Origin of the sequence: Aeromonas sp. 97A, from assembly GCF_051919185.1 — a bacterium.
GTDB classification, from domain to species: Bacteria; Pseudomonadota; Gammaproteobacteria; order Enterobacterales; family Aeromonadaceae; genus Aeromonas; species Aeromonas veronii.
Map to the genome: position 1 here is coordinate 3623504 of NZ_JBQBFF010000001.1, position 21497 is coordinate 3645000.

Sequence of the window (21497 nt, forward strand, 5' to 3'; positions counted from 1 at the left end):
TTTTGGAGCCGATCATGCCGGATTATCAACCCATCAGCTGCGATCTCTACGACTGGCTCGAAATTGCTGCCAGCTGGCAACTGCCGGTGACCCTCACCAGCCGCGATGGTCGCCAGCGGGATGACAAGATCCGCACTATCGAAGCCAGCGAAGGGGTCGAGTATCTGTTGCTGCACAGTGGCGAGCGGCTCAGTCTGGCAGAACTAGCGACCCTGCGCCTGAACTGGCAAGGGGAAGAAAAGCTGATCCGCTTCTCGCCAACCAACTGAATCCATTACGAAAAAGGAGGGCCAACATGATGTTGGCCCTCCTTTTTGCGTCTGCGGATCACACCTGCCGTTAACCCGCCGCCAATGCCGCCATCACATAGACATCGAAGCGGTTGCTCTTGGTCTCGATGGCCATGCTGGGCTTCTGTTCATTGAGCCAGCCGGCGTAGTCGGGGCGTTTCACCACCACCCGCTTCTCAGCCATCTTGAGCGCGGCAGGCAACAAGGCATCCGCATCGAGATCCGGACCTACCAGCGACTGGAACACCCGCATCTCCTTTTTCACCAAAGCTGACTTCTGCTTGTGAGGGAACATGGGGTCGAGGTAGATCACCTCGGGCCGCTCCGGCAGCGCCAGCAAGTTGTCCACCGCCGGGCCTTGCAGCAGGAGCATCCGCTCGCTGACCCAGGGGCCAATCTCGGGATCCTGTGCCGCCCGCGCCAGCCCGTCCTGCAACAGGGCAGCCACCACAGGGCTGCGTTCGATCAGGGTCACCTTGCAACCGAGAGAGGCGAGCACGAAGGCATCGCGCCCCAGACCGGCAGTGGCATCCACCACGGTCGGTGTGGCACCGGCCTTGAGCCCCACCGCCTTGGCGATGGACTGGCCGCGACCACCACCAAACTTGCGACGATGTGCCACCGCCCCTTCCACGAAGTCCACATAGACGGCCCCCAGCTTGGGCTCGTCCAGCTTGCGCAGTTCCAGTCTCTCTTCAGTCAGTACCAGCGCAAACGGAGCCGGAAACTCCACGTCGGCAAGGCGTAAACGCAGGGCGTCGAGCTCGCCATCACGGGCGGGGACTTCACTGAAAACCTGAATATGGGGCATAGGAGGCAGACTCATGGCACGTACAGAAGCGGCCATGATAACAGAAGCGGTGGATCAGCTCACGACAGTGAGGTTCATCCCCTGACGGTTGAGAGCGAGGTAATCAATGAGATCGTCATAGGCCAGCGGGCGGCTAAGCAGATAACCCTGAGTGAAGGCGCACCCTTTCTGGCAGAGGAAGTTGAGCTGCTCGCGGGTCTCTACCCCCTCGATCACCACCTGCATGCCGAGGTTGTGCACTATGTTGATGATGCCGTCGAGCAGCATCCGATCCTGCTCGTTGAAGGGGATATGGCGCACGAAGGAGCGGTCGATCTTGACCAGATCGACCGGGAAAGTACGCAGATAGTTGAGGGCCGAGTAGCCGGTACCGAAATCGTCGATGGCCAGCTTGCAGCCCGCCTCGCGCAGGGAATCGATCCGCACTCTGTGCTGATCGCTGCTCTCCATCAGCAGAGATTCGGTGATTTCGATGACGATGTCGGCAGGATCGAGCCCGAAGTGCTGGATCACCTTAAGCCACTCACTCGCCTCGGGGTCGATGGTCTGGAACTCCATGGTGGAACGGTTGATCGACATCTGCAGATCAGGGAAGCCGGATTGCTGCAACCGCGCCAGATCCCGGCACGATTGCCACAATACCAGCGCACCCAGCCCCTGAATCAATCCCGCCTCTTCCGCCAGCGGAATAAACTCGGCAGGGGATACCTGCCCCCAGTGGGGGTGATACCAGCGCACCAGCGCCTCCAGCTTGGCGACCCGTCCGCTGCGATTGTCCCAGATCGGCTGGTAGGCCATGGTCAGCTGCTCCAGCTTGATCGCTTCGGCCAGATCCTGTTGCATCTGGTGGCGCTGGCGCACCTCTTCCCGCATGGATGAGCAGTAGGCACCGAGCAACCGTCCCTGCCGCTTGGCCGCAAACAGCGCCTGTTCGGCGTTGCGCAGCAACTCGTCGCTCTCGCTGCCATCGACCGGGCAGAGGGTCATGCCGATGGTCGCGGTCACATAGAGGTGCTGGTTGGCCAGCATAAAGGGGCGGGCGAAACTGCCGATCACCTGCTTGGCAAACACCTCGGCCTGACGGCGGGTGACGATGCCGGGCACCAGGAACGCGAACTCATCGCCACCGATGCGGGCCACCAGATCTTCGGTGCGCACCCGGCTCACCAGTCGATCCGACACCTCTCGCAGCAGGGCATCGCCAGCATGGTGATCCATGCTGTTGTTGACCGCCTTGAAGTTGTTGAGGTCGAGCACCATGAGCGCGAAGCGCTCGCCCCGCTCGCAGAAGCGGGTGAGGCAGCGGCCAAACAGCCAGCGGTTGGGCAGGCTGGTGAGGTTGTCGTAGTTGGCCTGGGTCGCGATCTTCTGCTCGGCCACCTTAGTCTGGGAAAGATCGCTGAAAATGGCGATATATTGCTGGATTTTGCCGGCTTCGCGCAGGGTGCTGATCATCAGCTGCTGCGGATAGAGCTTGCCGTTCTTGCGCTTGTTCCACACCTCGCCACGCCACACCCCCACCCGCTCCAGCGCATGGTACATGTCGGCATAGAAGGTCTGATCGTGCAGCCCGGACTTGAGCATGCTGGGACGCTGGCCCCGCACCTCGTCGCTGCTGTAGCCGGTGATCTGCTCGAAGGCCGGGTTGACCGAGATGATGCGGCTGTCGGCATCGCATACCAGAATCGCTTCGGAGAGATTGTCGTAGACCCGGTGAGAGAGCTTGAGCTGCTCCGCATGACGCTTGAGAGGATCGATATTCTCCAGCAGCACCATCAGGTAGTCCGGCTGCTGCTGCTCGTCGCGGATCAGGGTGACAGTCACCCGCCCCCACAGGATCTCGCCCCCCTTGCAGAAGTAGCGCTTCTCCTGGGTGAAACTGCTGCGCTCGCCGCGCCGGATCTCTTCGTAGCACTCAAGGCTGCGCTGCCAATCCTCCGGGTGATTGATATCGGAGATGGAGCGATGAAGCAGCTCGTCGAGGGGATAGCCCAGCATCTTCTCGATGGCCGGGTTGGCCCAGAGAATGCGGCCGGTGAGATCGAGCTTGCCGATCCCCACCGGGGCCTGAAACAGCATGCTCTGCAGCACATGAGGGGTATCAGGCAAGAGTTGCGGCAACTGGCGTTGCAGCATCAGCGCCAGTTCGCGACCGGCCAGCGGCCCCAGCAACCGGAGCAGCCCCATCACCTTGGTCATATTGGCCTGCGGCTGACGATAGAGCAGGCAGCAGATGCCTATGGTCTCGCCATCCGCATCCTTGAGGGCGATCCCGGCGTAGGCCTGGGCTTGCCACGCATCGGCAAGCGGCATCGCGGGGAACAGCTGCAACAGACGATCGCTGAACCAGGCTTCCCCCTCCTGCCAGGTAATGGCATCAGGAGAGTCAGTGATTGGCAGCGTCAGGGTATCGGGGTCGAGAGAGGAGGGATGGGCAGCCTGAACCGTCAGGTGGGTAGCATTTGATTCCCTGCTGGCGATCAGGACGACATCAGCCATCACAGCAGCGGCGATTTCACTCACAAAGGTATCGAAATATCCCTGGCCGCTCGAATGAGCCAGACTGGAGATGATTTGATAGACGGAATCGAGTGCTCGCCTCATGGCAAGTGGCTTTCTCTCCTTGAAGGTTAGAACACGACTCTACTGAAGAGCTGTGAGCAGTGCAAATATGCAATCAGCAAGATATTAAAAAGCCTTGAAAAAAGGGACCAAAAGGTCCCTTTTTGTCGCAGAAATCACGACTCGATCCCACTATGCCGCAAAATAGTGTACCTGGTTGAAGCTCACACAGGCGGCGGGTCAGGAATCTCAGGCAGCGATCCCGCTGTGTCGCAACAGCGCATCCACCTTGGGCTCACGACCACGGAAGGCTCGGAACAGCTCCATCGGCTCCTTCGAGCCCCCCTTCTCCAGAATATTCTTCAGGAAGGATTGGCCGGTCGCCGGGTTGAAGATCCCCTCCTCCTCGAAGCGGGAGAAGGCATCGGCAGAGAGCACCTCGGCCCACTTGTAGCTGTAGTAGCCCGCCGCATAGCCGCCCGCGAAGATGTGGGAGAAGCTGTGCTGGAAGCGGTTGAACGCCGGTGGCGTCATCACAGCCACCTGACTGCGCACCTCATCCAGCAGCGCCGGAAGCTGCGCCGGATTGGCCGGGTCAAACTCCTGATGGAGACGGAAGTCGAACAGGGCGAACTCCAGCTGGCGCAGCATCTGCATGGCCGCCTGGAAGTTGCGGGCGGTCAGCATCTTCTCCAGCAGATCGGCAGGCAGCGGCTCGCCGGTCTCGTAGTGGCCGGAGATAAAGGCCAGTGCCTCGGACTCCCAGCACCAGTTCTCGAGGAACTGGCTCGGCAGCTCCACTGCATCCCAGGCCACGCCGTTGATACCGGCCACGCCGGCCACATCGATGCGGGTCAGCATGTGGTGAATGCCGTGGCCAAACTCATGGAACAGGGTGACCACTTCGTTGTGGGTGAACAGCGCCGGTTTACCATCCACCGGGCCGTTGAAGTTGCAGGTCAGGTAGGCCACCGGTTTTTGCAGCGAGCCATCCTGACGGTAGCGACGACCCAGACAGACATCCATCCAGGCCCCGCCCTGCTTGTGCTCGCGGGCGTAGAGGTCGAGATAGAAGCTGCCGCGCAGCTCGTCGTCAGCATCGAAGATATCGTAGAAGCGCACGTCCGGGTGCCAGGTGTCGATGCCGAGGCGCTCGCGCACCTTCATGCCGAACACCCGCTTCACCACTTCGAACAACCCCTTCACCACCTTTCTGGCGGGGAAGTAGGGGCGCAGCTGCTCATCGGAGATGGAGAACTTGTGCTGCTTGAGCTTCTCGGCGTAGTAGGCGAGATCCCAGGCTGCCAGCTCGCTCTGACCATGCTGCTCGGCGGCGAAGGTGCGGATCTCCTCCAGCTCGGCCTTGCCTTGCGGCAGGGATTTGGCCGCCAGATCGGTGAGGAAGCTCACCACCTGTTCGGTCTTGTCCGCCATCTTGGTGGCCAGGGAGAGCTCGGCATAGTTGGCGAACCCCAGCAACTGAGCCAGTTCGCGACGCAGGGTGAGCAGCTCGCTCATGATGGCGGAGTTGTCCCACTTGCCCGCATTGGGGCCCTGATCGGAGGCGCGGGTGGTGAAGGCCTCATACATCTCGGCGCGCAGCTCGCGGTTGTCGGCATACATCATCACCGGCAGATAAGAGGGGATATCCAGCGTGAACAGCCACCCCTCTTTGCCTTTAAGTTCAGCCATCTGACGGGCAGCGGCACGCACGCTGTCGGGCAGACCGGCCAGTTCGGCTTCATCGGCCACCAGCTTGTGCCAGCCCTGGGTGGCATCCAGCACGTTGTTGCTGAAACGGGAGGCCAGTTCGGAGAGGCGGGCCTGAATTTCGCCGTAACGCTGCTGCGCCTCGGCAGGCAGACCGATGCCGGAGAGACGGAAGTCACGCAGGGTGTTCTGGATCTCCTTGCGCTGGGCGCCGCTGAGCAGCGGGAAATCATCGCTCTGGGAGAGGGCCAGATAGGCCTGATAGAGCCCTTCATGCTGACCGACATAGGTCTGGAATTCGGAGAGCAGCGGCAGGCAGGCGTCATGGGCCTCGCGCAGCGCTTCGCTGTTGAGTACGGAGTTGAGGTGGCTGACCGGCGACCAGATCCGTGACAGGCGGTCATTTACCTCTTCCAGCGGGGCAATCAGGCTATCCCAGGTATGGGGATCACGCTGGGCCAGCACATCGCTGATCTTCTGCTTGCAGTCAGCAATCGCCTGAATCACGGCAGGCTGAACCTGCTCCGGCTTGATCTGGCTGAAAGGGGGCAGAGAATCCATTGTCAGCAAAGGGTTATTCATCCCGGTTACCTCTTGTTTGGTCTTGAACAGACCGCTTTAGCAGCTCTGTATGGCTTTCTAACATGTGGCCAAGCCACGCAATAATCAAGCGGGAATCCACCTCTCGGCACTGTTTTCCCCTCTTTGTGAGCTCAAACACCTCTCTGCCAGATACTGGACGGCAACAGCATGAATAATCGGTACTTTTTTGCTCTTTTTGCGGCTTTTTCAACTCTCGAACCACAAGGGAGCAGAGCAAATCCAATCGACAAAAGAGTAGGTTACAGCGGCCTATCACCGGCCCTTTCCATGCTTGGAAAATAACTAATCAACAAATTAATAACCAAAACAAATCATGCACATAAGTTGATTAATTTATTTTTAAGTGCATATCATAAGCAGCCTGTTACTCAGGTCACTTGATTCTCTGTGCTGCACAGAAATCGGGTGAAAAAGGCAAAGTGACCCGAAAGGGCGCGACGCAAAGCCACCGGTCTAAGGGAAAACACCTATGACAGCGGGGTTGCCCCCGGGAGCGTTCGGCCATAGCTGTTCGCTCCGTTTGTACTGTATGGAGATATCAAGATGAACAAATTGAAGTTATCCCTGCTGGGCTGTCTGCTCGGCATGGGCGCCCCCATGGCATATGCCGCCAGTGCCGGTCAGGCGATGGTCAACCCCCAGTCCGGCGTTGTGGTCGGCTACTGGCACAACTGGTGTGACGGTTCGGGCTACAAGGGCGGTATCGCCCCCTGCGTCAAGCTCGATCAGGTCAACCCGCAATACAACGTGGTCGATGTCTCCTTCATGAAGGTCTATGGCAGCGATCCCATCCCCACCTTCAAACTCGACCCGGCCATCGGCATGAGCGAAAGCCAGTTTATCGAGCAGATTGCCGAGCTGAACCGTCAGGGCCGTGCCGTGCTGCTGGCGCTGGGCGGTGCCGATGCGCACATCGAGCTACGCAAGGGTCAGGAGCAGGCCTTTACCGACGAGATCATCCGTCTGGTGGAGACCTATGGCTTCGACGGGCTGGATATCGATCTGGAGCAGGCCGCCATCACCGCCGCCGACAACCAGACCGTGATCCCGGCGGCCCTGCGTCTGGTCAAGGATCACTACCGCGCCCAGGGGAAAAACTTCCTCATCACCATGGCGCCGGAGTTCCCCTATCTGACCCAGACTGGCGCCTACATCCCCTATATCCGCAATCTGGAAGGCTACTACGACTGGATCAACCCCCAGTTCTACAACCAGGGTGGCGACGGTATCTACATCGATGGGATCGGCTGGATTGCCCAGAACAACGATGCCCTAAAAGAAGAGTTCATCTACTACATGGCGGATTCGCTGAGCAACGGTACCCGCGGCTTCTACAAGATCCCCCATGACAAGCTGGTGTTCGGCATTCCGACCAACATCGACGCCGCCGCCACCGGCTATGTGCAGGATCCGCAGAAGCTCTACAACGCCTTCAACCGCCTGAAGAGCGAGGGGCAACCGCTGCGTGGCGTGATGACCTGGTCCATCAACTGGGACATGGGCCGCAACGCCGCCGGTCAGTCCTACAACGAATCCTTCATCAAGAGCTACGGCCCCTTCATCCACGATCAGGAGATCACGCCCCCGGTCGACAACGGCAAGCCGGTGTTCAGCGGCCTGAGCGATACCCGCATCAAGCAGGGTACCGCCTTTGATCCGCTGGCAGGTGTCAGCGCCAACGACAAGGAAGATGGCGACCTGACTGGCCAGATCCAGGTGGAAGGCTCGGTAGACAGCCAGCGCATCGGCCTCTACCCCCTCACCTACAAGGTGAGCGATCGCGACAACAACGTCACCGAGCAGGTACGTACCATCGAGGTCTACAGCATGAAGCCGGTATTCAGCGGCGTCACCGACACCACGCTGGAGCTGGGTACCCCCTTCGATCCGATGACCGGCGTCAGTGCCCATGATGAAGAAGATGGCGACCTGACCGCCCAAATCAAGGTCAGCGGCAACGTCGACAGCAGCAAGGTCGGCCGCTACACCCTCACCTATCAGGTGAGCGACAGCGCCGGTCAGCAGGTAACCCAGCAGCGCAACGTGACCGTCAGGGAGCAGGGCGCCGTCTGTGAAAACAGCTGGGATGCCAAGAAGGTCTACGTGGGTGGCGACATCGTCAGCCACAACGGCAAGAACTGGCTGGCAGGCTGGTGGACCCAGAACGAAGAGCCGGGCACCACGGGTGACTGGGGCGTCTGGCGCGTACAGGGCGACAGCGACTGCGGCGGCACAACGCCCCCCGCAGAAGGCAGCAGCGACTTCACCGTCAGCGCCATGGCGAGCGAGTACACCATAGTCAACGGTCAGGTCAGCATCCGCTTCAACCTGACCACCGCCAACCCGGTACAGATCACCGCGACTCTGGAGCAGAGCGGCCACAGCCACGGTACCACCAGCAGCCAGGTGAACGGCACCAGCACCCAGGTACTGCAGGGCAGCAATGTCACCGATGGCAGCTACGAAGTGGTCATCACCGGTCTGGCAGATGGCCAGCAGCCGGTGGTACAGCGCTTCCCGGTCACCCTGGCTGAAGAGAACAGCGGCGGTAGCGAAGGTGACTACCCGGCCTATGCCCCCAACACCAGCTATCAGGCCGGTGATCGGGTCAGCAATGCCGGTGGCGACTACGAGTGCAAACCCTGGCCCTACAGCGGCTGGTGCGGTGGTGTGGCCAGCCACTATGCACCGGGTACCGGCAGCCACTGGAGCGATGCCTGGATCAAGCTGTAATCAGCCGCTCGTGACCAAAAGAGAGCCATAACGACAGAGGGGGAGCCATCGGCTCCCCCTCTCGTTTATCTCTTCAACCCGGCTTAGCGGGCATCTTCCTTCAACCACTGCGCCACGCGCTTGGCGAAGTAGGTGAGGATGCCATCGGCCCCGGCCCGCTTGAAGCAGAGCAGGGACTCCATGATGGTCTCCTTCTCTTTCAGCCAGCCGTTCTGGATCGCCGCCATGTGCATGGCGTACTCGCCGCTGACCCGCTGACCTGATAGGCGAAAGTCGGCACGCCGAACTGATCCTTCACCTGACGAACCACGTCCAGATAGGGCATGCCCGGCTTGACCATCACGCTGTCGGCCCCCTCCTGAATATCCAGCGCCACTTCGTGCAGGGCTTCGTTGCTGTTGGCCGGGTCCATCTGATAGGTAGCCTTGTTGCTCTTGCCAAGGTTGCCGGCAGAACCGACCGCATCGCGGAACGGGCCGTAGTAGCAGGAGGCGTACTTGGCGGAGTAGGCCATGATCTGGGTGTTGATGAAGCCGTTCTCTTCCAGTGCGGCACGGATGGCACCGATGCGGCCATCCATCATGTCGGACGGCGCGACTATATCGACCCCGGCTTCGGCGTGGGAGAGCGCCTGCTTGATCAGGATCTCGGTGGTGATGTCGTTCAGCACATAGCCTTCGTCATCTATGATGCCGTCCTGACCGTGGGTGGTGAACGGATCGAGCGCCACGTCGGTGATCACCCCGAGCTCCGGGAAGCGAGCCTTGAGGGCGCGCACGGTGCGCTGGGCCAGCCCGTTCGGGTTGTAGGCCTCTTCCGCCATCAGGCTCTTGCTCTCCAGCGGGGTGACCGGGAACAGGGCAATGGCAGGCACGCCCAGCTCCACCAACTCGGCAGCCTCTTCCAACAGCAGATCGATGGAGAGACGCTCCACCCCCGGCATGGAGGGAACGGCTTCCCGACGGTTCTCCCCCTCCAGCACGAACACCGGATAGATGAGATCGTTGACGGTCAGTACGTTCTCGCGTACCAGACGACGGCTGAAATCATGTTTGCGCAGACGGCGCAGGCGGCGGCCCGGAAAGGCGCCCGGAAGAGTTGTAGCCATGAATCACTCCTGGAGAGGAAGTTGGAAGAACGCGGCGGAGGTGGCCCGGGTATGGGCCAGCAAGGCCTCGGGCGCTTCACCACGACAGGCCGCCACCACCTGGGCGATGTGCGGCAAAAAAGCAGGTTCGTTGCGTTTCGGGCGCGGTTTCAGATCCCGCGGCACCAGATAGGGGGCATCGGTCTCGATCATCAGCCGACCGGCCGGAATACGGGCCACCTGCTCGCGCAGCAGCTGACCGCGGCGCTCGTCGCAAAGCCAGCCAGTCACCCCTATATGCAGCCCCAGCGCCAGACACTCGTCCAGCTCCTCGTCGGAACCGGTGAAGCAGTGCAGCACGGCTCCCGGTAGTTTCGGCAACCAGGGACGGAGGATCTCGATAAAACGGGCGTGCGCATCGCGGCAGTGAAGAAACACCGGCATCCCGAGTTCGGCAGCCAGTGCCAGCTGGGCGTCGAATACCGCATCCTGCACCGGGCGGGGGGAGAAGTCGCGGTTGTAGTCGAGGCCGCACTCGCCAATAGCCACCACCTGCGGCAGCGCCGCCAGCTCGCGCAAGGCGGGCAGGGTCGCCTCATCGACACTCTTGGCATCGTGAGGGTGTACCCCGGCGGTGGAGAAGCAGTAGCCCGGCCAGCGGGCGGCCAACTCAGCGCTCTCGCGGCTACCCGCCAGATCGGTACCGGTCAGGATCAGCGCCTCCACTCCGGCGGCACGGGCACGGGCCACCAGCTCAGCCTGCTCGCCGGCGAACTGGCTGCTGGTCAGGTTTAAACCGATATCGATCATGGAATGAGACGTTCCGAACAAAAGGAATACATATCAGGTATTCGAAAACCATCTACCGAATGGGGTCTTACCATACGCCTCGAACGGGAGCATGGAAAGAGGAAGGGAGCCTCAGCTCCCCTCGTTCTGCTATTCCTGCGGACTTCGTCATCCTCTCACCGTCCGGCGAACAGGTGACGAACAGAGCCTCAGCTCTCCACATCCGGTTGTTCCTGTTGCTCTTCATCCTCTTTCTTCACGTAGAAACGGGCGAAGAACAGACCTATCTCCCACAGCGCCCACATCGGAATGGCGAGCAGGGTCTGGGAGAAGACATCAGGCGGCGTCAGCAGCATGCCGACCACAAACACCCCGACGATGACGTAGGGACGTTTCTCCTTCAGGTTTTGCGGTGTGGTCACGCCAGTCCAGCAGAGCAGTATGGTGGCCACCGGAATTTCGAACGCCACCCCGAACGCGAAGAACAGGGTCAGTACGAAGTCCAGATAGCTGGCGATATCGGTAGCCACCGTCACCCCTGCGGGTGCGGTACTGGTGAAGAAACCGAACACCAGCGGGAACACCACGTAGTAGGCGAACGCCATCCCCGCATAGAACAGCAGGGCACTGGAGACCACCAGCGGCATGATCAGGCGCCGTTCGTGCTGGTACAGACCGGGGGCGATAAAAGCCCAGGCCTGATAGAGCAGATAGGGGATCGCCACGAAGAAGGAGACCACCAGCGTCAGCTTGATCGGCGTCAGGAAGGGGGTCGCCACATCCGTCGCGATCATGCTGGTCCCTTCCGGCAGCTGGCTGAGCAGCGGCTGGGCCACGAAGTCGTAGATGTTGTTGGAGAAGTAGATCAGCGCCAGAAACACCACGAGGATGGCGGTAATGGAGCGCAGCAAGCGGGTTCTCAGCTCAACCAGATGGCTGATCAGGGGTTGTTCGGCCTGACTCATGGCTTCACCTCCCCTTTTACTACGGAGTCGCTGACCGGCACCGGCTCGCTCTCCCGCTGGCTGTTGACCGGCGGCACGTCGTGGCTCAGTTGCACCGCAGGCTCCACCGGCGTGGCAGGCTCAGCCTGGGCGACCGGCTCGGGGCGCGGCGGACGGATCTCGTTCTCCACCTGATAGGGGCGATTGACCGACTGGGCCGCCGCTTTGAGCTGTTCGATGGACTCCTGCAGCTCGGGGCTCAGGTTGCTCATCTGCAACTGTTCGGCCTTCTTGAGGTCGTTATGCAGCTCTTGCAACTTGAGCTCCTGCTCCAGCTCGGACTTGACCGAGTTCGCGGTCGAACGAATGAGGCGGATCCAGTGGGTAGCCGTGCGGATGGCAACCGGCAGCCGCTCGGGCCCCAGTACCACCAGTGCTACCACACCGATAACGACCAGCTCCCAAAAACCGATATCGAACATGGCTTAGGCCTGGTCTTTGTCTTTCTGTTTGGCGGTCTCACTACTCTGAGTGGCCGCTTCGTTCAGCTGTTTCGGGGGAAACTCGGCATCTTTCTGCTCGGCCTTGGCATCAGCCGGCTCGTCGGAGAGGGCTTTCTTGAACCCTTTGACCGCCGCACCCAGATCACCGCCGATCCCGCGCAGTTTCTTGGTACCGAACAGCAGCACGACGATGACTGCGATGATCAACAATTGCCAAATACTGATACCACCCATGATTTTCTCTCCAGAACAGGCGCCTGACGGCGCGGTTGTTGATTAATGGGAACGGGTTCGCAACCAGCCGACCAGCCAGCAGAGTGCTGCACCGGCGAGACTGGCTTGTCCCCACTCAATGTGTTGTTTTTGGGTCAGCAAGAATACACCCGCCAATAGCAGGCTGGCTCCAACCCCTAAGAGGTAGCGGGCCTGCCCCTGCCGACGGCTGTGACGGCGGAACTCGGCAAACATCTGGTCGAAATGACGCTGCTGATGACGGGTCTGGCGCAGGGTCTCATAGACCAGCTCCGGCAGCTCCGGCAGCTTCTCCGCCCAGAATGGCGCCTTCTCCTTGATGGCGTTCAATACCGACTTGGGCCCTACCTGTTCGTGCATCCAGTTTTCGAGGAACGGCTTGGCGGTCTGCCACAAATCGAGCTGCGGGTAGAGCTGACGCCCCAACCCTTCCACATAGAGCAGGGTCTTTTGCAGCAGCACCAGCTGCGGCTGCACCGTCATATGGAAGCGACGCGCGGTGTTGAACAGGTTGAGCAGCACGTGACCGAACGAGATCTCGGAGAGCGGCTTCTCGAAGATGGGCTCCAGCACGGTGCGGATGGCGAACTCGAACTCGTCCACCTTGGTATCTGCCGGTACCCAGCCCGACTCCACATGCAGCTCCGCCACCCGACGATAGTCACGGTTGAAGAAGGCGAGGAAGTTCTCCGCCAGATAGCGTTTATCTTCCCGATTGAGGGTACCGACGATGCCGCAGTCGATGCCGATCCAGAGCGGGTTTTCCGGATGTTCGTAAGAGACGAAGATGTTGCCCGGGTGCATGTCGGCATGGAAGAAGCTGTCGCGGAACACCTGGGTGAAGAAGACCTCGACCCCGCGCTCGGCCAGCAGCTTCATATTGGTGCCGTTGGCTTCCAGCGCCGGTATATCGGAGACCGGAATACCGTAGATGCGCTCCATCACCAGCACCTGCTCGCGGCAGAGGTCGGTGATGATTTCAGGCACATAGAGCGCCTCGGAGCCGGTGAAGTTGCGGCGTAGCTGGATGGCGTTGGCCGCTTCGCGCATCAAATTCAGCTCGTCGAGGATGGTCTTGCGATACTCCTCCACCACCTCGATGGGGCGCAGTCGCGCGCTCTGGGGCACAAAACGGGCCACCAGACGGGCCAGCGCCTGCATCAGCCGCAGGTCAGCCTCGATAACCGGCTCGATGTCGGGACGGATCACCTTGATGACGATCTCGTGGCCACTCTCCTTCAGGCGGGCGGTATGCACCTGCGCGATGGAAGCCGACGCCAGCGGCGTCTCGTCGAAGTCGTCAAACAGGGTTTCGATGGGACAACCCAGGCTCAGCTCGATCTGCTGGCGCGCCGCCTGACCACAGAAGGGGGGCACCCTGTCCTGCAGCAGGGCCAGCTCCTCGGCAATATCCGGCGGCAACAGGTCACGGCGGGTCGAGAGCATCTGGCCAAACTTTATGAAGATGGGGCCAAGGGCCTCGAAGGCGAGGCGGATGCGGGCACCGCGGCTGAGATCCGGTTGTTTGTTCTTGAGCCAGAACAGGGAGCGACGGGCCAGACGACCCGGCCAGGGTTGATAGCGGGCGGGCACCAGTTCGTCGATGCCCTGCTCCAGCAGGATGGTGATGATGCGATAGAGGCGTTTGAACTCCTTCGGGGTCATCAGGTCACCTGCTGTTCGAAGCGGGCCAGCCGCAGTTCGACGGCCTTGAGCTGCTGGGCCAGCACCTCGACGTCATCGTTGAAACTCGCCACTTCCAGCGGGCCGGGGGCTAGGCGGGCCTCTTCGGTCAGATATTCCGCCAGCTGGCTGCGGGTGCAGCACAGCTCGCGACCGACCAGGCGACGCGCCTGACGGGCACCACTGAACAGGGTGTGGGCCAGCACGTCGCCGGTATAGCGCGACAGCTCCTCCTCCCAGTCGATATCCAGCTCACCCAGCAGCACGCTGAATGCCTGCACCAGCTGGGGATCACCGCTCAGATCCAACTTCTCCTCGCGGATATAACGGGTCAGGGCGGACGGGTCTTTCAGCAGACCAAGGGCGGTCAGCGACAGGCTGAGCACCGCATCGGCATCCCCTTCATGCTGGGCCAGCACATCCAGCCGACGCTCGGAGAAGACAAACCAGAGCGGCTTGAGTTCACGCAGCTCCAGCTTGAGCACCTTGCCCACCAGTTTGCGCAGCCGCTCCGGACTCTGTTTGTCCAGCGCCAGCAACTGGTTGAGGCTGGTTTCGATCACCGCGGTGACCATGGCATCCATCGGCATAGGCAACCTTAAAACTTGTAACCGCGGTGCAGGGCGACCACACCCTGGGTCAGATTGAAGTACTCCACCTGCTCGAAACCGACATTTTCCATCATGCCAGCCAGGGTCTGCTGATCCGGGTGCATGCGGATGGACTCTGCCAGATATTTGTAGCTTTCACTGTCGTTCGCGACGATTTCGCCCATTTTTGGCAGCAGTTTGAAGGAGTAGAGGTCATAGAGCTTGGCGATCACTTCGCTGACCGGCTTGGAGAACTCCAGCACCAGCAGACGGCCACCCGGCTTGAGCACCCGGAACATGGAGGCGAGCGCCTTGTCCTTGTCGGTGACGTTGCGCAGGCCGAAGCCGATGGTAATCACGTCGAAGTGGTTATCCGGGAAAGGGAGCGCCTCGGCATTGGCCTGCACGTAGGAGACGTTGTTGGCGACCCCCAGATTGCGCAGCTTGTCGCGGCCCACTTTCAGCATGGAATCGTTGATATCCGCCAGCACCACCTGACCGGTCTCGCCGACGATGCGGGAGAACTTGGCGGTCAAGTCACCGGTACCACCGGCCAGATCCAGCACCTTCTGACCCTTGCGCACACCGGAACAGTCGATGGTGAAGCGCTTCCACAGGCGGTGGATGCCGAACGACATCAGATCGTTCATCAGATCATACTTGGCTGCCACCGAATGGAAGACACCTGCTACCAGAGTTTCCTTCTCGGTCGCGGCCACGGTTTTAAAGCCAAAATGCGTTGTCGTTGCTTGTTCTGACATCCCTTAAACACCCATAGAGCAAAGAATGGCCGCCAGTTTACCAGAGCCACTGGCGTCCGGACACCTTAAACCCGGCTCGCAACCAACTGCATGCCCAGCACCACCATGGCCAGACAGAGGAAGAGATTGAGACCGATATTGAGCAGCGCTTTCAGATAGGCTCCATGTTGAGCCAGCACTACCGTATCGAGGGCAAAGGAAGAAAACGTGGTCAGGGCACCGAGGATCCCCACCATCAGCAGCGGCTTCATCGGGTGTTCTACCACATGACCATGACTGATGAGGGCGAACGCCACCCCCATGATGAAAGAGCCCACCACGTTGACCACCAGAGTCCCGTAAGGAAAGTGGCGCCCCAGCAGCAAGGCCATCAGTTCGGCAATCCCAAAACGAAGGCAGGCGCCGATGGCGCCCCCTGCAGCAACATAGAACCAGGTTTGCATGGTGTCACTCCCTCAGGGTCAGGCCGCCATTATGTCGCAATGGCGGCCCTTGTGCCCAGAGGCGGAACTAATCGTCATCCAGCCTGATTGAAATCTCAGCGGCGAAAATCGATGGGCTCTGGCTGACCCAGCACGATCTCGGTCTGGGCCGGGCGGGTCTGGGCAATCACCTTGCCGTGGCGGATCGAGTAACGCACCGGCACCTGACGGCGCACCGCATCGAAGCCGTTGTCGGCAGGCAGGATCAACAGGTTGGCCGGTTTGCCCACCTCGATACCATAGCGATCCTGCACATTCAGGGTGCGGGCGCTGTGGCTGCTGATCAGCTTCAGACCGTCGTTGATCTGCTCGTAACCCATGATCTGGCAGACATGCAGCCCCATGTGCAGCACCTGCAACATGTTGGCGGTGCCCATGGGGTACCAGGGATCGAACACGTCATCGTGACCGAAGCAGACGTTGATGTTCGCCTCCAGCATCTCCTTCACCCGGGTAATACCGCGGCGTTTGGGATAGGTATCGAACCGCCCCTGCAGGTGAATGTTCACCAGCGGATTGGCCACGAAGTTGATATCTGCCATCTTGAGCAGCCGGAACAGGCGGGAAGCATAAGCGCCATTGTAGGAGTGCATGGCAGTGGTGTGGCTGGCCGTTACCCGATGGCCGATACCCCGCTCGTAGGCCAGGGTCGCCAGCGTCTCGATAAAGCGGGACTGCTCGTCATCGATCTCGTCGCAGTGCACATCGACCAGAACCTGATACTTCTCCGCAAGATCGAAGATGTAGTGCAGACTTTCGACCCCATATTCCCGGGTAAACTCGAAGTGGGGGATCGCGCCAATCACGTCGGCACCCAGCTTGAGCGCCTCCTCCAGCAGTGCCTTGCCATTCGGGTAGGAGAGGATCCCCTCCTGCGGGAAGGCGACGATCTGCAGCTCGACCCACTCCTTCATCTCCTCCCGCACCTCCAGCATTGCCTTGAGCGCCACCAGATTGGGATCGGAGACATCGACGTGAGTACGGACAAACTGGATGCCGTTGGCGATCTGCCACTTCAGCGTCTGGATGGCGCGCTGTTTCACATCCTCATGGGTCAACAGTGCCTTGCGCTCGGCCCAGCGCTCGATCCCCTCGAACAGAGTGCCGGAGAGGTTCCAGCTCGGCTCGCCCGCCGTCTGGGTGGTATCGAGGTGAATGTGGGGTTCGATAAAGGGAGCGATCGCCAGACCGCCCTCCCCGTCCAGCACCCGACCGGCGACGGCATGCTCGTCATGGGGTTCGATGGCGGTGATGACCCCATCCTGACAGCGGATCTGCCACAACCCTTCCCGATCGGCCAAACGAATATGTTGAATCAGCATTTGCTAGCTTCCTGTACCAGAACCGGCCGCTGGGTGAGGCGAACCAGAATGAAATAGGTGAAGGCGGCGCCCAATACCGCGTTGAGTGGCACTATACCCGGCAGCCACTTGCCGACAGCCACCCCGACTGCCGTGGCAACCAGCGCCTGCCAGCGCACCGTCTCGAACTGCTGATCGGCAAATTGACGGTAACGCTCACGATTGAGCAGGAAATCCATGATGATAATGCCACCGATCGGCGGAATTGCCGTACTCAAAAAGGCCAGCCAGCCGACAAAATTGTTGTAAAGCCAGAGGGCGCAAGCCGTACCGATAAGGCCGTTGATCACGCTGAGCGGCTTGCTCTTGAGGCCGGTAATGTTGGCAAAACCGAGGCCGGAGGCATAGAGCGCGTTGTCGTTGGTGGTCCAGATATTGAGGCCCAGCACCAGAATGGCGGGGATCAGCAGTCCCTGCATCAGCATCACTTCCGAGATATCGGCCTGACCGGTCACGGCCGCACCGGCTGCGCCGAAGACGAACATCAGAGTGTTGCCCAAAAAAAACGCCACCATGGTAATCATGACGGCGCCCCAGGGTTTGCGACCAAAGCGAACAAAGTCGGCGGTCAGGGTTCCTGCACTGATAAAGGAACCAACCACCATGGTCAACGCCGTGGTGAACTCGATGGGATTGCTTGGTTGTACCTGCTGCAGTGCAGCCATGCCACCGGTCGAGGTCACCGCCAGCCAGACCGAGTAGCCGCCAAGCAGTGCAATGGCCGGCACGGCCACAAAGCTCAGCACCATCAGGGCGGAGATGCCGAAGTAGACGGTCACCGTCATCAACATGCCCGAAATGGCGATCAGCCAGTTCACATCTATGCCGGTCGCCTTCTGCACCGGCAGGGCAAACATCGCCACGCCCACGCCAAACCAGCCGACCTGAGTACCGCCGAGCAGCAGGGATGGCAGCCAGGAACCTTTCACCCCAAAGGAGTAACGAGCCAGCAGATGGGTAGAGAGGCCGGTTGAGGCACCGATATAACCGAGACAAGCGGTGTAGATACCCAGCAACAAGTTGCCGATAAGTACCGCCTTGATGAAGTCATCGAACACCAGCCCGGTACCCAGCGCACCACCGGTCCACATGCTGGCAGAGAAGAAGGTCAGGCCGAGCATCACCAGCATCAGCGACAGCACACCTTTACGCCCTTTGGCGGGTACCGCCCCCAAACAGTATTCGTTATCCTGCGCCATGCTCTCTCTCCACGTAATAGGCAAAACGCGCCGGATTTTACATGTAAAACGTTTTACGTCAATCAATCATGGTTAAATCTCTGGATAAAACCATCAATAGCAGTCAAATGAGTAACACATTAGGACTCAAACCAGCAGATAAACAGTGTCGGCTGCAAGCAGAGGGGGGTTGCGGGAATAGGGAATGTAGGGGGATATAAGAAAACTGACAGATGCAAAAAAGCCTCCCTTTTCAGGGAGGCTTTCTATTTAATGGTGCTGATACCCAGAATCGAACTGGGGACCTCATCCTTACCAAGGATGCGCTCTACCGACTGAGCCATATCAGCACACTAACCGGTAAAGACCACGCTGGGCGTAATCTTGAAATTGGGTGCCTGGCAGTGTCCTACTCTCGCATGGCGAATGCCACACTACCATCGGCGCTACCGCGTTTCACTTCTGAGTTCGGCATGGGATCAGGTGGTTCCACGGCGCTATGGCCGCCAGGCAAATTCTTAATCTAGAAAGCTGACGTGAGTAGTGATGTTGCGCTTGGCTTGTCACTATCACTGAATTTGAGTAGTTCGCTTGGTATCTGTTACAAGCCTTAGAACACTTCTTGGGTGTTGTATGGTTAAGCCTCACGGGTAATTAGTATGGGTTAGCTCAACACGTCGCCGCGCTTACACACCCCACCTATCAACGTTGTGGTCTCCAACGGCCCTTTAGGACCCTCAAGGGGTCAGGGATGACTCATCTCAGGGCTCGCTTCCCGCTTAGATGCTTTCAGCGGTTATCGATTCCGAACTTAGCTACCGGGCAGTGCCACTGGCGTGACAACCCGAACACCAGAGGTTCGTTCACTCCGGTCCTCTCGTACTAGGAGCAACTCCCTTCAATCATCCAACGCCCACGGCAGATAGGGACCGAACTGTCTCACGACGTTCTGAACCCAGCTCGCGTACCACTTTAAATGGCGAACAGCCATACCCTTGGGACCGACTTCAGCCCCAGGATGTGATGAGCCGACATCGAGGTGCCAAACACCGCCGTCGATATGAACTCTTGGGCGGTATCAGCCTGTTATCCCCGGAGTACCTTTTATCCGTTGAGCGATGGCCCTTCCATTCAGAACCACCGGATCACTATGACCTACTTTCGTACCTGCTCGACCTGTCCGTCTCGCAGTTAAGCTGGCTTATGCCATTGCACTAACCTCCTGATGTCCGACCAGGATTAGCCAACCTTCGTGCTCCTCCGTTACTCTTTGGGAGGAGACCGCCCCAGTCAAACTACCCACCAGGCACTGTCCGCGAGCCCGATTCAGGGCCCTGCGTTAGAACATCAAACATACAAGGGTGGTATTTCAAGGACGGCTCCAGCGCAACTGGCGTCACGCCTTCAAAGCCTCCCACCTATCCTACACATGTAGGTTCAATGTTCAGTGCCAAGCTGTAGTAAAGGTTCACGGGGTCTTTCCGTCTAGCCGCGGGTACACCGCATCTTCACGGCGAATTCGATTTCACTGAGTCTCGGGTGGAGACAGCATGGCCATGGTTACACCATTCGTGCAGGTCGGAACTTACCCGACAAGGAATTTCGCTACCTTAGGACCGTTATAGTTACGGCCGCCGTTTACCGGGGCTTCGATCAAGAGCTTCGCTTGCGCTAACCCCATCAATTAACCTTCCGGCACCGGGCAGGTGTCACACCCTATACGTCCACTTTCGTGTTTGCAGAGTGCTGTGTTTTTGATAAACAGTCCCAGCCATCTGGTCACTGCGACTCCCAACTGCTCCATCCGCAAGGGACTTCACTGTCAAGAGCGAACCTTCTCCCGAAGTTACGGTTCTATTTTGCCTAGTTCCTTCACCCGAGTTCTCTCAAGCGCCTTGGTATTCTCTACCCGACCACCTGTGTCGGTTTGGGGTACGATGACTTGTAATCTGAAGCTTAGAGGCTTTTCCTGGAAGCAGGGCATCAATGGCTTCCACACCGTAGTGTGTTCGTCTCGTGTCTCAGTGTTGTGTCTCCGGATTTGCCTGGAAACACCACCTACGCACTTTCACCAGGACAACCGTCGCCTGGCCCACCTAGCCTTCTCCGTCCCCCCATCGCAATTACAAGTCGTGCAGGAATATTAACCTGCTTCCCATCGACTACGCCTTTCGGCCTCGCCTTAGGGGTCGACTCACCCTGCCCCGATTAACGTTGGACAGGAACCCTTGGTCTTCCGGCGAGGAGGCTTTTCACCCCCTTTATCGTTACTTACGTCAGCATTCGCACTTCTGATATCTCCAGCATACCTCTCGATACACCTTCGCAGACTTACAGAACGCTCCCCTACCACTCACACATAAGTGTGAATCCGCGGCTTCGGTGCCTGGTTTGAGCCCCGTTACATCTTCCGCGCAGGCCGACTCGACTAGTGAGCTATTACGCTTTCTTTAAATGATGGCTGCTTCTAAGCCAACATCCTAGCTGTCTGAGCCTTCCCACATCGTTTCCCACTTAACCAGAACTTTGGGACCTTAGCCGGCGGTCTGGGTTGTTTCCCTCTTCACGACGGACGTTAGCACCCGCCGTGTGTCTCCCGGATATTACTTACTGGTATTCGGAGTTTGCATGGGGTTGGTAAGTCGGGATGACCCCCTAGCCCAAACAGTGCTCTACCCCCAGTAGTATTCGTCCGAGGCGCTACCTAAATAGCTTTCGGGGAGAACCAGCTATCTCCGAGTTTGATTGGCCTTTCACCCCCAGCCACAGGTCATCCCCTAACTTTGCAACGTTAGTGGGTTCGGTCCTCCAGTTGATGTTACTCAACCTTCAACCTGCCCATGGCTAGATCACCCGGTTTCGGGTCTACACCTTGCAACTAGACGCCCAGTTAAGACTCGGTTTCCCTACGGCTCCCCTATACGGTTAACCTCGCTACAAAATGTAAGTCGCTGACCCATTATACAAAAGGTACGCAGTCACCCCGAAGGGCTCCCACTGCTTGTACGTACACGGTTTCAGGTTCTATTTCACTCCCCTCACAGGGGTTCTTTTCGCCTTTCCCTCACGGTACTGGTTCACTATCGGTCAGTCAGGAGTATTTAGCCTTGGAGGATGGTCCCCCCATATTCAGACAGGATGTCACGTGTCCCGCCCTA

General features: G+C 59.3%; 15 protein-coding genes, 1 tRNA gene, 2 rRNA genes, 1 pseudogene and 1 riboswitch (1 of these 20 cut by a window edge). Of the genes and pseudogenes, 2 read left to right on the plus strand and 17 right to left on the minus strand.

Features of this window, described 5'->3' with window-relative positions; translation table 11 throughout:
• Window positions 1-14: 14 nt before the first annotated feature.
• Window positions 15-269 (plus strand): Rho-binding antiterminator, encoded by a 255-nt coding sequence (locus ACTG27_RS16450; RefSeq protein WP_139403574.1) that lies wholly within the window; start codon window positions 15-17, stop codon window positions 267-269.
• Between the two features lie 70 nt (window positions 270-339).
• Here ACTG27_RS16450 and ACTG27_RS16455 read toward each other — a convergent pair whose 3' ends face one another.
• The 3 genes from ACTG27_RS16455 to prlC form a co-directional block, all read right to left on the minus strand.
• On the minus strand, window positions 340-1101 hold the full coding sequence (locus ACTG27_RS16455; RefSeq protein WP_205759359.1) for a class I SAM-dependent methyltransferase: 762 nt from the start codon (window positions 1099-1101) through the stop codon (window positions 340-342).
• Between the two features lie 54 nt (window positions 1102-1155).
• A complete protein-coding gene (locus tag ACTG27_RS16460; RefSeq protein ID WP_439979977.1) occupies window positions 1156-3705 on the minus strand; it encodes a putative bifunctional diguanylate cyclase/phosphodiesterase in 2550 nt (849 codons plus the stop codon).
• A gap of 207 nt (window positions 3706-3912) precedes the next feature.
• Window positions 3913-5955 (minus strand): oligopeptidase A, encoded by a 2043-nt coding sequence (gene prlC / locus ACTG27_RS16465; RefSeq protein WP_439979978.1) that lies wholly within the window; start codon window positions 5953-5955, stop codon window positions 3913-3915.
• A 424-nt stretch (window positions 5956-6379) separates the two neighbouring features.
• Window positions 6380-6465: riboswitch (cyclic di-GMP riboswitch) on the plus strand.
• A 54-nt stretch (window positions 6466-6519) separates the two neighbouring features.
• Here prlC and ACTG27_RS16470 point away from each other — a divergent pair.
• Window positions 6520-8709: an immunoglobulin-like domain-containing protein gene (locus ACTG27_RS16470; protein WP_439979979.1), complete on the plus strand. Its 2190-nt coding sequence runs from the start codon at window positions 6520-6522 to the stop codon at window positions 8707-8709.
• Between the two features lie 83 nt (window positions 8710-8792).
• On the opposite strand, the pseudogene hemB reads toward ACTG27_RS16470, so the two are convergent.
• The 14 genes and pseudogenes from hemB to ACTG27_RS16540 all read right to left on the minus strand — a co-directional run.
• A pseudogene (gene hemB / locus ACTG27_RS16475) lies at window positions 8793-9817 on the minus strand (porphobilinogen synthase).
• Window positions 9818-9820: 3 nt separating this feature from the next.
• A complete protein-coding gene (locus tag ACTG27_RS16480) occupies window positions 9821-10606 on the minus strand; it encodes a TatD family hydrolase (RefSeq protein WP_216960026.1) in 786 nt (261 codons plus the stop codon).
• A gap of 188 nt (window positions 10607-10794) precedes the next feature.
• Window positions 10795-11550 (minus strand): twin-arginine translocase subunit TatC, encoded by a 756-nt coding sequence (gene tatC, locus ACTG27_RS16485; RefSeq protein ID WP_040098487.1) that lies wholly within the window; start codon window positions 11548-11550, stop codon window positions 10795-10797.
• Window positions 11547-12011, minus strand: coding sequence for a Sec-independent protein translocase protein TatB (gene tatB / locus ACTG27_RS16490; protein WP_064335034.1), 465 nt, complete (start codon window positions 12009-12011; stop codon window positions 11547-11549). The genes tatC and tatB overlap by 4 nt, the downstream gene beginning before the upstream one ends.
• Before the next feature lie 3 nt (window positions 12012-12014).
• Window positions 12015-12266 (minus strand): Sec-independent protein translocase subunit TatA, encoded by a 252-nt coding sequence (gene tatA / locus ACTG27_RS16495; RefSeq protein ID WP_005339385.1) that lies wholly within the window; start codon window positions 12264-12266, stop codon window positions 12015-12017.
• Window positions 12267-12308: 42 nt separating this feature from the next.
• Window positions 12309-13949 carry a ubiquinone biosynthesis regulatory protein kinase UbiB gene (gene ubiB, locus ACTG27_RS16500; RefSeq protein WP_439979981.1) on the minus strand — a complete coding sequence of 547 codons (1641 nt, stop codon included), beginning with the start codon at window positions 13947-13949 and terminating at the stop codon, window positions 12309-12311.
• Window positions 13949-14557 (minus strand): ubiquinone biosynthesis accessory factor UbiJ, encoded by a 609-nt coding sequence (locus tag ACTG27_RS16505; protein WP_439979982.1) that lies wholly within the window; start codon window positions 14555-14557, stop codon window positions 13949-13951. Before ACTG27_RS16505 ends, ubiB begins: the two co-directional genes overlap by 1 nt.
• Before the next feature lie 8 nt (window positions 14558-14565).
• Entirely contained in the window at window positions 14566-15318 is a 753-nt protein-coding gene (ubiE, locus tag ACTG27_RS16510; protein WP_005342396.1) for a bifunctional demethylmenaquinone methyltransferase/2-methoxy-6-polyprenyl-1,4-benzoquinol methylase UbiE, read from the minus strand.
• A 65-nt stretch (window positions 15319-15383) separates the two neighbouring features.
• A complete protein-coding gene (gene crcB / locus ACTG27_RS16515) occupies window positions 15384-15761 on the minus strand; it encodes a fluoride efflux transporter CrcB (protein ID WP_005339378.1) in 378 nt (125 codons plus the stop codon).
• A gap of 95 nt (window positions 15762-15856) precedes the next feature.
• Window positions 15857-17122, minus strand: coding sequence for a cytosine deaminase (locus tag ACTG27_RS16520; protein WP_005355869.1), 1266 nt, complete (start codon window positions 17120-17122; stop codon window positions 15857-15859).
• A complete protein-coding gene (gene codB / locus ACTG27_RS16525; protein WP_139410868.1) occupies window positions 17116-18360 on the minus strand; it encodes a cytosine permease in 1245 nt (414 codons plus the stop codon). The genes ACTG27_RS16520 and codB overlap by 7 nt, the downstream gene beginning before the upstream one ends.
• 253 nt (window positions 18361-18613) lie before the next feature.
• Window positions 18614-18689: transfer RNA gene (locus ACTG27_RS16530), tRNA-Thr, on the minus strand.
• A 46-nt stretch (window positions 18690-18735) separates the two neighbouring features.
• Window positions 18736-18850: ribosomal RNA gene (gene rrf / locus ACTG27_RS16535) — 5S ribosomal RNA — on the minus strand.
• 122 nt (window positions 18851-18972) lie between these two features.
• Window positions 18973-21497 (minus strand): 23S ribosomal RNA (locus ACTG27_RS16540); it runs 365 nt beyond the window's last position.

Coding starts and splice junctions, on each gene's coding strand:
- ACTG27_RS16450 (WP_139403574.1), top strand. CDS start 15: ATGCCGGATTATCAACCCATCAGCTGCGATCTCTACGACTGGCTCGAA.
- ACTG27_RS16455 (WP_205759359.1), bottom strand. CDS start 1,101: ATGCCCCATATTCAGGTTTTCAGTGAAGTCCCCGCCCGTGATGGCGAG.
- ACTG27_RS16460 (WP_439979977.1), bottom strand. CDS start 3,705: ATGAGGCGAGCACTCGATTCCGTCTATCAAATCATCTCCAGTCTGGCT.
- prlC (WP_439979978.1), bottom strand. CDS start 5,955: ATGAATAACCCTTTGCTGACAATGGATTCTCTGCCCCCTTTCAGCCAG.
- ACTG27_RS16470 (WP_439979979.1), top strand. CDS start 6,520: ATGAACAAATTGAAGTTATCCCTGCTGGGCTGTCTGCTCGGCATGGGC.
- ACTG27_RS16480 (WP_216960026.1), bottom strand. CDS start 10,606: ATGATCGATATCGGTTTAAACCTGACCAGCAGCCAGTTCGCCGGCGAG.
- tatC (WP_040098487.1), bottom strand. CDS start 11,550: ATGAGTCAGGCCGAACAACCCCTGATCAGCCATCTGGTTGAGCTGAGA.
- tatB (WP_064335034.1), bottom strand. CDS start 12,011: ATGTTCGATATCGGTTTTTGGGAGCTGGTCGTTATCGGTGTGGTAGCA.
- tatA (WP_005339385.1), bottom strand. CDS start 12,266: ATGGGTGGTATCAGTATTTGGCAATTGTTGATCATCGCAGTCATCGTC.
- ubiB (WP_439979981.1), bottom strand. CDS start 13,949: ATGACCCCGAAGGAGTTCAAACGCCTCTATCGCATCATCACCATCCTG.
- ACTG27_RS16505 (WP_439979982.1), bottom strand. CDS start 14,557: ATGCCGATGGATGCCATGGTCACCGCGGTGATCGAAACCAGCCTCAAC.
- ubiE (WP_005342396.1), bottom strand. CDS start 15,318: ATGTCAGAACAAGCAACGACAACGCATTTTGGCTTTAAAACCGTGGCC.
- crcB (WP_005339378.1), bottom strand. CDS start 15,761: ATGCAAACCTGGTTCTATGTTGCTGCAGGGGGCGCCATCGGCGCCTGC.
- ACTG27_RS16520 (WP_005355869.1), bottom strand. CDS start 17,122: ATGCTGATTCAACATATTCGTTTGGCCGATCGGGAAGGGTTGTGGCAG.
- codB (WP_139410868.1), bottom strand. CDS start 18,360: ATGGCGCAGGATAACGAATACTGTTTGGGGGCGGTACCCGCCAAAGGG.